The following is a 10,997-nucleotide window of genomic DNA, read 5'->3' on the forward strand; positions in this document are numbered from 1 at the left end:
TCAACTCTTGCTAAGGTTATGAGCAATTAGATAAGATTGAATTTCCCAAAAGCATATTTCGCCAAAAGTACGGCGACTACATTCACTGCCAAGGCAATAAGAAAAGAGGCGGCAATCCCGTTTTGAGGAAGCAAATAAACCAACACCATCAAAAAAGCTGAGAAACCGACTACACCGGTGAACATTCCCATTAGGGTTAGTCTCACTTGATGCATGCCTTGCCCAATATGAATAAAGACGGCTAAAGTGGCCGTCATCACCGGAAAAGGAGTAAGGATTCCGCTCCAGGTAGGTCCCAGCAAGTCTGCAAAGTAGGTCAAACCCACCACAAAAGCCGTAATCATGAGCATGCGTAGTGGAATATCAAACTTTATTCTTCTGGAAAGGCCTGTATCTTTTTCTTTGACCTGAGGGAAGTTCATCAATACCAAGACAAGGCTGCTTATAAGGATGACAAACCAGATACCGACATGAAGGTTGTCAGTAAAATTCATCAAGACGCTACCAATAATTAAATAGGACAGATTACTAAAAATCAAACTAGGCAAAGCCTTAAAACGCTGACCAAAAACCATGTAGCTTACGCAAAAAGCCAACCAACAAATAAGACCAACCAAAGCACCTGGAATTACATTCAGTGCAAATGATTTGCCCTGTTCAAGGGCAATGAAAAGCAGAATAGCACCACCTACCCATGGCATACCCGCGATAACTCCACCCACTACATTTCCCCATTTCCTACTTGCCAGTGTCACCAATGCAATGATAACAGGCATAGCAATGACCTTGATCCAAAAGGTGTCCATGGCTATCGCTTTTTAAATCGATTATTATTTGATCTTTTCTTTCTGAAATTAACTGACTTTTTCTTTTGAGATGGAGGTGCTACCGGTTCAGTTTCTTCCGGCTCAAAACCCTCCACAGTTTCCTTGGGTAATTTAACGCCCAGTAACTTCTCGATATCTTTCAGGTAATTCAGTTCATCTGCTGAGACCAACGAAATAGCATCACCGCTAGCTCCTGCTCTGGCTGTACGACCAATCCTGTGCACGTAATCTTCCGGGATGTTTGGTATCTCAAAATTGATCACATAAGGTAAAAGAGGAATATCTAGCCCACGAGCAGCTATATCTGTAGCCACCAGCACAGAAACCTCTCCACTCTTAAAGCCTTCCAGGGCTTTTGTACGAGCGTTTTGGGTTTTATTGCCATGAATGGCAGCAGCTGTAATTTTCTTCTTTTGAAACTTCTGAGCCAGTCTGTTGGCACCGTGCTTGGTTCTTGTAAATACTAGCACCTGATGCCAGTTGTTTTCCCAGATCAGCTTAATAATTAACTCAGTTTTACGAGTCTTATCTACTCGGTAAATTTTTTGATTGACCAGTTCGGCTGTGGTATTCTCAGGAGCCGCAGCTACTGTGACAGGGTCTTGCAGAAATGTACTTGCTAATTTTTTGATCTCAGGTGAGAAGGTAGCTGAGAAAAGAAGACTTTGCTTTTGCTCTGGCAAAAAGCTCAATATTTTTCTAATATCTCTTATGAAACCCATATCGAGCATACGGTCTGCTTCATCCAAAATCAGGAAGTTCACCTGATGTAGCTTGAGCAATTTCTGCTGATAAAGGTCAAGAAGTCGCCCGGGAGTGGCCACTAGAATATCAACGCCCTGCTTTAAGCGGGCTACCTGAGAAGCCTGTTTAACGCCCCCGAAAATGACGGCAGTTTCCAGCTTGGTATAAGCGGCAAAACTCCTGACTTCGTCATAAACCTGAGCCGCCAATTCTCTGGTGGGGGTCAGAATCAGAGCTTTGATTTGTCGTCTGCCTTCTTTCGGATTTTCTGCTAAAATCTGGACCAGAGGAAGAGAGAAACCTGCTGTTTTACCGGTTCCGGTTTGAGCTGAAGCTAAAACATCTTTACCGGCAAGTATTTGAGGAATGGCTTTCTCTTGAATAACTGAAGGATCTGTATATCCTTTTTCTTCAATGGCCTTCAACAAAAGGTCGTTAAGGCCTAATTTTTTAAATGACATATATGTGTTTTGTGAAATGACTATCACTCAACCGATGTCATTTCTGTGAGCCGCAAAGGTAGGATGTTTTTTTGTTTGAGATTGGCCTTTTGACCTGTATCTTCACCGCCCAGTTCAGTTTTAAAATTCAAAACAGTAAGAATACAATGAAGAAAATATTTCTAAGCATGTTAGCGGCGGCTGTGATGACAGCATGTAGTAGCAGTACCGAAGAAAGCACAGAAACAGTAGAAACAGCTACCGCAGAAGAAACCGTAGTAGAAGAATCTACCGAGGCCGAAACTGAAGAACCGGCGGAAGCTCCTGCAGCTCAGGAGGTAACAGTAGAACTAGAATCAAACGACATGATGAAATTCGATAAGTCTGAGATTTTTGTTCCGGCTAGCTCTAAAGTGACATTGACCTTAACTCATACAGGTAAAATGAAGAAAGAGGTTATGGGTCATAATTTTGTTCTTTTGGCTAAAGGCACCAGCATTCCTGATTTTGCGGCAAAGGCAGTAGCGGCTAAAGACAATGACTACATCCCAGAAGGAGATGCCGTGATAGCACATACTTCTATTATCGGAGGAGGCGAAAGCACCTCAGTGACCTTTGACGCCCCGGCACCAGGAACTTACCAGTTTATCTGTAGTTTCCCAGGTCATTATGGAGCGATGAAAGGCGAGTTTATTGTAGAGTAAATTACCCTTTATATTAAGAAAGGCCTGAGAGATGTCAGGCCTTTTTTGTTTTACGACTCCTTCCTAATCTCCACAGGAATACTTGTTTGTGATCCGTATAACTTGATTTCTGTGATATCTGCCGGCATATTGAGACCATGTTTCAGAATAGCATTCTTCACGTTTTTAACCACATCACTTTTAATCTCAAGTGCACCGCGTCTGTATTCCATGGTGCTGGTCCAGAAAAAGACTTTGAGGTTTACTGTACTTACACCCAATGAGTCTACAGTTACAAAGCTATCATGCTCACCTTCATCTATGACCGATGGAGTTTCTACCACAGCTTTGGTAATGACTTCTTTTGCCAGGTCTATATCATCATCGTAATCTATACCCACCAAAAACTCAAGTCGGTAGAAGCCATCTTCTGTATAATTATATACTGCCTTTTTGATAACATCACTGTTAGGGATGTACACATCTCTACCGTCAAAGGTCTTCATTTTGGTATATCGAAATTCCATCGCTTTCACCTTTCCAAAGATATCGCCCACCAGCACTGTATCATTCACATTAAAAGGTCTGTTAAAAGCGAGAATAATGCCTGAAATGAAATTCTCTCCGACATCTTTAAAAGCAAAACCAATGATAATGGCCGAGGCACCGGCGGCTGTCAGCAAACCAGTAGCCAGGTAACCCAAACCTGCTACATCCAGTGCAAGAAGAATAAAAAGCGTGACAAAAATCAACTTTATGGTTTTACCCAAAAAGTTAGTCACCAGCGGGTCTTTTGACCTTCTTTTCAGGGTGTTTGTAAAGACTCTTGAAATAAACCCGGAAATCATAAACCCGACTGCGATGATCAAAATGGCCAATAATACAAAAGGCATCTCAGCCACTATTTTGGTCCATAATGATTGTATGGAATCAAAAAACCGATCAATGGAGTATTGTGCATTCATGTCTTGGAGTTTTATGTTCATTTACGCCAAAAATACCAGCGGCGTTGATCGGCTTTCCTGAGATTGAATTCTTCTAATACTGTTCATACCAGCCAAAGTGTTTTTTGAGAATATTCAGTTTCTCAACTCTTATGTATTCTAAAAGTGCAGTGCTAATTGGTGAGAGCTTCTTCCCTTTGAGCCATACCATCCTCCATTGGGTAATGATGGGCAACCCTTTTGACGATAGAATATGTAATTCACCATTATTGATCTCAGTATGCATTCCTATCAAGGGCATTACGGAATTGCCAATTCCGGCTATAACCGCCTGCTTTACAGCTTCGTTAGAAGTCAGCTCCATTTGCTTATGCCTGTTCACTTGATTCTGATCAAAATAATCTTCCATCACTTTTCTTGTAGCCGAGCCTTCTTCCCTGTAAATCAAGGGTTTTGAGGATGATGGTTTCTTCTCATTACTTACCAAAAAGAGTTTATTATCAATCAAAATCTCCTCTTCTATATTCAGATTCTCAGGCAATACGGAGACAATTGCAAAGTCAATCTCATTGTTCATCAAGCTCTCTATCACCTTACTTTTATTGGTAACATCGAGTAGAAGTTCAATACCGCTATGGCGTTCCAAAAAGCCACTTAAAAAATAAGGAATAACGTACTTTCCGGTAGAGGCAGATGAAATACTCAATCTACCCGTGAGCAAACCTTTGAAAGACTCCGACATATAATTTATGCTGTCTAACTCAGCCATCACTCTCTTGGCAATTTCAGCTACCTCTTTCCCAAATTCTGTGATGTAAAGCTTTCTACCTATGACCTCTGTGAGCTTAATTTCGAACTGTTCCTGAAAGTTTTTCAGCTGTATAGAGACAGCCGGCTGCGTCATAAAAAGCTGCTCTGAGGCCTTAGTAATACTCTCATATTCAACCACTTTAAGGAATACCTGCAACTGATGAATGGTGTAATTCATAAATTATGTTTATGTATTATATATTAAATATAAATGAAAACTTATGAATAGTAATACCAAACTTTGTAGCGTCAAAAATTTGAAAAGCTATCATTTCCATGTGAATAAAGAGATCACATGAGAAAAGAAACTTCTAAAAATGAAAGAACTATCACCATATCTTTTACTTTTCTCAGGCCCTTTACTGTTTGGTTTGACCTACTTGTTTTCAAGAATTCAATCTGGAATTCATCCCAAAAACGCCTTGTCAATAGCAGGCCTTGCTTCTATCATCAATCTGATCGTAGTAATCGTATCTTCTGTAATTCTAATTGAAAATGGCCCTCTCGAATCTTCCTTCTGGGGTTTTGAACATCTAGGATTTAGCTTAAGAATAGATGCATTAAGCATGTGTATGTCAGGAATGATTGCACTTTTGGCTTTTCTCATTATTCGGTTTAGTAGAAACTATATGGCTGGTGACCAAAAGCACGGGGCTTTCATCGGTGGGCTGTCATTGACCATTGCTTCAGTTCAGCTTATGGTACTTTCTGGCAACCTCGCCATATTATTCATCAGTTGGATTTTTACAGGAATAGCCCTTAATAAACTGATCTTGTTTTACAAAGAAAGGAAAGGGGCACAAATAGCAGCCAAAAAGAAAAACTTCACCGCCAGGCTTGGTGATCTGAGCCTACTAATAGCTTTTGGCTTACTATATAATATCTTTCAGACAGGAAATTTGAATGACATATTTCATTCCCTGGAAAATAGTGCCTTAACCCATACAGGCTATAAAATTGAGCTCGCTGCCTTGTTTCTGGTACTAACAGCAGTCTTAAAGTCAGCTCAATTCCCAACTCATGGTTGGCTCATTGAAGTTATGGAGGCACCTACACCGGTTTCTGCTCTACTTCATGCGGGATTGCTCAATGCAGGTCCCTTCATGATCATTCGATTCGCTTTTCTGATGGAGCATACATATGTGGCCTCAAATGTCCTTGTCGTGATAGGAGCCGTTTCTGCTCTTTTTGGTTCATTGGTTTATTTGACACAAACTTCTGTCAAAACAGCATTGGCCTACTCCAGCATAGGCCACATGGGCTTTAGTTTGATGGCCTGCGGATTAGGTGCATTTCCCGCTGCCATGCTGCATTTGGTATCGCATTCTTTCTATAAAGCACATTCATTCTTGTCATCGGGTAGTCAGATAGACCGCATGAAGAATTCGATGTTCGGTCTTTCAAATTCCAGAGCCACTGGCTTTCAATATCTACTAGGATTATTTCTATCACTGCTCATTTTTGGAGGAATAGCCAGCTTATGGGGAATTCATCCGGTTGAAGACTCTTCAATCCTCATCATTGGTGGAATCATTAATATGAGTCTATCCAAGATCATCACTGAGGCCATTGCTCAGAAAAACGGTACTTCACCTCTTTTAGTGACACTCATAGCCGCAGTTATTGTAACCGTTGCCTTCTTTAGCTTAGAAAGTGCTATGAAGCAGATTTTGGTCACAGAAATACCTGATGCTGCTCCTATAACGCTTTTTAGCATCATACTGGTAAGCTTAGTACTACTTACTTTCCTTTCCGTAATTATGATTCAGGTTACTTCGTCATTCTCTACTCGCCGCCTAAAAACGCTGGAGATCCATTTGAAAAATGGGCTGTATGCCAATACCTATTTTAATCGCCTTATAGGTGCATACAAAACCTAGGGTAAGTCAATAAACATTATTTCATCATACAAAACATTCCCATTCTCTTACTGAATGGGCAGGAAATTCACGGCCTTTAAAACGCCAAAAAACAAATTACAAATGAACGAGACATTACTAAAAGAAAGTGCAATTCAGCAGCAGTCTTCCATAGAGTTGCAACTTAAAAAGGCTTGCAAGAAAATTGCCCCTCTATGGTCGCTGGAGAATTTTGTGGCGGTGAACCCATACCTTGGTCTTTTAGAGAATAGCTTTGAGAGCACTGCTCAATATTTGTCCAAAATTGGTGGTATACAAATGACAAAGCCATCAAACTTCTATCTCAAAAGACTGGAGAATAAAGAAATTCTAAAGAAAGATATACAAGCTGTTCTGGAAGAAAGGAATAATGACGACAACGTACATGAATTCCTGAATCGAGTAAAGTTTAATGCAGAAGCAGAAGCCAAAGCTCCTCAAATTTTCACTTTTACAGACTTCGCTTCCGAAATTTGTGATCAAGACTGGCAAACCTTTTATGTAGAGAAAATGGCCGCTTGGGCAGCTTCATACTTTGATAAAGGTCAGTCCATTTGGAATACCTCGGCAGCTTTTGATAGCATGCATGCCTCTTGGAAATTTGAGGCTCAAACAGACCTTAGTCCAGAAATTCAAGGTCTAAATAATTTTAGAGAAAAAGTAAAAGCTTTACCAGAAGACCCGAAAGAGGCCGCCAAATGGTCGCTTGAGTATCTCGGTATTACAGAGAAATATCTTCCTTTCTACTTGCATAAGCTGTTGCTCAATGTAGGTGGTTGGTCTGCATATATTGCTCAACTGGACTGGGACAGCAAACTCTATAAAAAAGAAAACAATCAACTTATAGAATTCTTAGAAATACTGATCTGTGCAGAGGCTTTATATTTCCAGTGTTTGTGGTCTGAGGTAAACCCTCAATGGTTTGAAAAAATCATGACACTAAGCACCACCAAAAACCTAGAGGCCATAGACTCTGATCTGGAAGATCGTTTGGTATTGCATGAGGCTTTTCAAAAAGCTTCTCAAAGATCCTTGATTGAGAAACTAAATCAGAAAAAAAATACAAAGGAAAATACGAGCCAAAAGAAAGCTCAAACCATCTTTTGCATAGATGTGAGGTCAGAAGTATTCAGAAGGAATCTTGAAAAACAGGACCCTCAAATTGAGACATTAGGTTTTGCCGGCTTCTTTGGATTCCCTATCTATTTTGAGCCTTTAGGCAGTCACAAAAAAAGAGCTCAGGGGCCGGCCTTAATCCCAATGGGGTCTACTGTAAAAGAATGTGCACATCATAAGTCTGATGAATCAACTATTCTGAAAAGACTTCAACTCAATCAAAGAATTCAGAAAACCTGGAAATCTTTAAAGTCAGGAGCTGTTTCATGTTTTGGCTATGTGAGTCCGCTTGGTCTTTCTTATGTTTTCAAGTTGATTTCAGACTCTTTTGGTTTCAGTAAACCATCAGAAGGGCTTCAAATCCCTGAAGGAAACAAAGCAAAAAACGTATCACTTGAAGTAGATGATATCTATGGCATTTCGCCAGATGAACGTGTAGCCATGGCCGCAAATGCTTTGAAAACCATGTCATTCACCAAAGACTTTGCTCCATTCGTATTTATTTTAGGTCATGGTTCATCCTCTGTCAATAACCCACACGCCTCTGGTCTGGACTGTGGAGCCTGTGGTGGTAACTCCGGAGAAGCAAACGCCAAAGTAGCCGCTGCCGTCTTCAATGATCCATATGTTCGTCAAAAGCTGAAGGAAGAAGGTATTTCTATTCCTAAAAAGACCATCTTCTTAGCCGGACTTCATGATACTACCACAGATGAAATTACTGTTTTCGAAAATGAGGTTTTGAGTACTTCGCAAAAACAAGAACTGGTAGAAATCAAAAACTCATTTAAACTTGCTGGAAAAGACACGAGAAATGAGCGAGCTAAAAGGATGTCAATCACAAACAAAGTCGATCAAAAAGTTAAAAGAAAAGGAAACGACTGGTCTGAAATCAGACCTGAATGGGGACTGGCCGGATGCGATTCTTTTATCATAGCTCCCAGACAACGAACCTCTTCCATTGACCTACAGGGCAAGTCATTCCTACATTCTTATGATTGGCAAAGCGACAAAGGTTTTAAGATACTGGAGGCCATTATGACCGCACCGATGGTGGTTACTTCCTGGATTAACCTTCAGTACTTTGCGTCCTCAGTAGATCCAAAAATCTTAGGTTCAGGAAATAAAACTCTTCACAACGTTACATCCGGTATTGGTGTTATAGAAGGAGCATCTGGCGACTTGAGAGTTGGCCTACCTTTACAATCTGTACATGATGGAGAACAATTCCAGCATGAACCTACAAGATTGAACGTGATCATAGAAGCACCGATTTATGCTATCAACGAGATCATTGAGAATAACCCAAGTGTTAAAAACTTAGTCGATAATGGTTGGATCGCCATTCTGGCAATGAATGAAGAAGGCAAAGTCACTGAACGATATCTAGGGTTCAATAAATGGGAAGAGATTTAATCTCCTCCCATGTTATATTTTTAAGGCATTTGACTTATCCCTTCAGACTGTACATTCCACTCAGGAGGAAAACCATCGGAAGTGGCCATCAAAGCCAAGGCGGTTAAGAAACCACCGTTACCCGGTAAATAAAGGGTCAATCGCTGATCCTGAAAATTATGACCATTCTTCAGGTATATGTTGGTTTTGATCGGCATTAATAATGCATCCACGGCCTTTTCTGGTAGTCCCAATCTGGTGGCAGTCATGGCTGTCATAGGAAAATCCCAGCCCCAGGTATCATGCCACTGCCAGTCGGTCCAGATTTTATCGAAAGTTGCCCTCATAACGGTTTTATCTAAGTCGCTTGTTTCTGGAAGCATTCCGTAAGTACCCAAAACACTTGGGTGATCGGTCATAAAAACTTCAGTCGTGTAGGAATCCGGAGTACTTTCTGTGGCCAGGTACACACCGTCTTTCTGAGGTAGGTCAGAAAGGTTCTTCAGCACTTCATCCCATTTATCATTTCTTGGTTCACCTCTTCGTTCTCTCCATTGCTGAGCCGTTTCCAAAGCCCATCGCCAATAGGCCAATTCATAGGTTGGGTTATAAGTGTCCTGCGGATTAAATCGCTCTTGGGCAGGAATCACTCCGGGCCCTAGAATATATCTACCAGTACTGTCTTTCCAGGCAAAGTCTCCCATAAACTCAGCAGTATTTTCAATAATTTCGGCATACGCATTCAGTACCTCCTCTGTCGATTTTTGTTGATAAATCAACTCCGCAAACCAGATGGGGTGTGGTTGATTCCAAAGTAGGTAAGAACCTACCGAAGATACAGTTTCACCACCTACATTATCGGTCATCTTTTGCCATCTTACTCCTGAAAAACCCTGACGTTCTGCTATTTTACGGGCACCGTCCTGAGCCCTTTTATACCAGGTCATTTGTTCCTCAAGCACCTCAACCCTTCCCCATAACGGCCAGTGAGTACTATGCCACCAAGGCATCTCCATATGCGGTTTACCGTACCAGCTATTATATGTCAGGCCTGTTTCCTGAGGGAAACTACTACCTCCACAGTTCACTTTTGTTAGGTACATAGAAAGCACCATTCTTCTTTCCAGCTCTTTGGCCCGATCATCATTAGCAGCTGAGAAATCTATCATACCGCCATTTTCCCAGAAGCTTTTCCAGGCATCAGCATTTTGTTTTCTAGCCGAATCAAAATCCTGAAATGGCTTTTGATCTTCCTGTTCGTAAGTCACAGAAAATTCAAATTGGGCATCTTCTTTTTCAGGCTGCAGAGTAATGGATGAATGCCCACTATCAGTTACTTCCATTGTTTCATTGCTATGCACTACTGTCAAATATTCATGACCGTCTACGGGAGAAGTAATACTCAGGCCATTTTCCATATTTTCTACGGTACATAACTCATCACCTTCAGCAAAAGTATTTCCTCCATACTTCCATATATCGAGCGGTTCCGGATACGCTATGTTCAACTTTAACCTTCCTTCCGTTATCAACTCTGATTCTACCTGAACAGAAATTTTATCTGATTCCTGATCACATATAGTAATCACTGATACCGGTACGCCATTGACAGTGTAATGACTGTGGATTTCCCCAAACCAAGTATCCAGGGTCTGATCAATATCACTCAAGTCTCCAAGTTCTGCCATTGACCCGTCATCTTTTACGAACTGAAAACGAAGCTTTGACAAGTGCATTCGATGCGGATTTTGACGCAAATAATTCCCAGCCTCCCACGCATCTGTCCCGGAAGGCCATTGCCGAGCATACGGCACTTTTCTTCCATGCGACTCAATATCAGCCATGGTTTCCTCAATTTTATAATCCCGTTTTGCAGGGTAACTATGCCAGGCCCACTCAGATTGCGTTCCTAGTGGAATGCCATTTTCATAAAAATCTGGAAATGACTGAAGACCGGTAATATCTACTGTCATGGCAAACTGGCCATTCCCAACAGTCAATGAATTCAAAGAATCTGCCTCCGATAGATGAACATTATGCCTACTGACAACAGCCTTTCGGTCAATCTGAGAAATAGAAGTACAGCCTACAGCCAAGGCTGCGAATAAATAAATTAGCTTTTTCAATAAGGGTTGAGTTTTGT

At 41.1% G+C, this 10,997-nt stretch carries 8 protein-coding genes; 3 read left to right on the forward strand and 5 right to left on the reverse strand.

Annotation, left to right across the window (positions count from 1 at the left end):
* Positions 1 to 26: 26 nt before the first annotated feature.
* Together ACUXV0_RS08575 and ACUXV0_RS08580 are read right to left on the reverse strand one after the other, a co-directional pair.
* Complete coding sequence (locus ACUXV0_RS08575) at positions 27 to 806, reverse strand: hypothetical protein (protein ID WP_446192671.1); 780 nt, start codon at positions 804 to 806, stop codon at positions 27 to 29.
* A 2-nt stretch (positions 807 to 808) separates the two neighbouring features.
* Positions 809 to 2,032: a DEAD/DEAH box helicase gene (locus ACUXV0_RS08580; protein ID WP_446192672.1), complete on the reverse strand. Its 1,224-nt coding sequence runs from the start codon at positions 2,030 to 2,032 to the stop codon at positions 809 to 811.
* A gap of 146 nt (positions 2,033 to 2,178) precedes the next feature.
* On the opposite strand from ACUXV0_RS08580, the gene azu reads away from it, so the two are divergent.
* A complete protein-coding gene (azu, locus tag ACUXV0_RS08585) occupies positions 2,179 to 2,715 on the forward strand; it encodes an azurin (protein ID WP_446192673.1) in 537 nt (178 codons plus the stop codon).
* A gap of 50 nt (positions 2,716 to 2,765) precedes the next feature.
* Here the strand turns inward: azu and ACUXV0_RS08590 are convergent, their stop codons facing one another.
* Entirely contained in the window at positions 2,766 to 3,680 is a 915-nt protein-coding gene (locus tag ACUXV0_RS08590; RefSeq protein ID WP_446192674.1) for a mechanosensitive ion channel family protein, read from the reverse strand.
* A gap of 52 nt (positions 3,681 to 3,732) precedes the next feature.
* Entirely contained in the window at positions 3,733 to 4,626 is an 894-nt protein-coding gene (locus ACUXV0_RS08595) for a LysR family transcriptional regulator (protein ID WP_446192675.1), read from the reverse strand.
* A 139-nt stretch (positions 4,627 to 4,765) separates the two neighbouring features.
* Here ACUXV0_RS08595 and ACUXV0_RS08600 point away from each other — a divergent pair, with 139 nt between their 5' ends.
* Together ACUXV0_RS08600 and ACUXV0_RS08605 are read left to right on the forward strand one after the other, a co-directional pair.
* The gene (locus ACUXV0_RS08600; protein WP_446192676.1) at positions 4,766 to 6,328 is read left to right on the forward strand and encodes a proton-conducting transporter transmembrane domain-containing protein; all 1,563 of its coding nucleotides are present in this window, start codon (positions 4,766 to 4,768) and stop codon (positions 6,326 to 6,328) included.
* Between the two features lie 102 nt (positions 6,329 to 6,430).
* A complete protein-coding gene (locus tag ACUXV0_RS08605; protein ID WP_446192677.1) occupies positions 6,431 to 8,875 on the forward strand; it encodes a YbcC family protein in 2,445 nt (814 codons plus the stop codon).
* A 20-nt stretch (positions 8,876 to 8,895) separates the two neighbouring features.
* Here the strand turns inward: ACUXV0_RS08605 and ACUXV0_RS08610 are convergent, their stop codons facing one another.
* Positions 8,896 to 10,980 carry a hypothetical protein gene (locus ACUXV0_RS08610; protein WP_446192678.1) on the reverse strand — a complete coding sequence of 695 codons (2,085 nt, stop codon included), beginning with the start codon at positions 10,978 to 10,980 and terminating at the stop codon, positions 8,896 to 8,898.
* Between the last annotated feature and the right edge of the window lie 17 nt (positions 10,981 to 10,997).

The organism is Jiulongibacter sp. NS-SX5 (genome assembly GCF_052828545.1).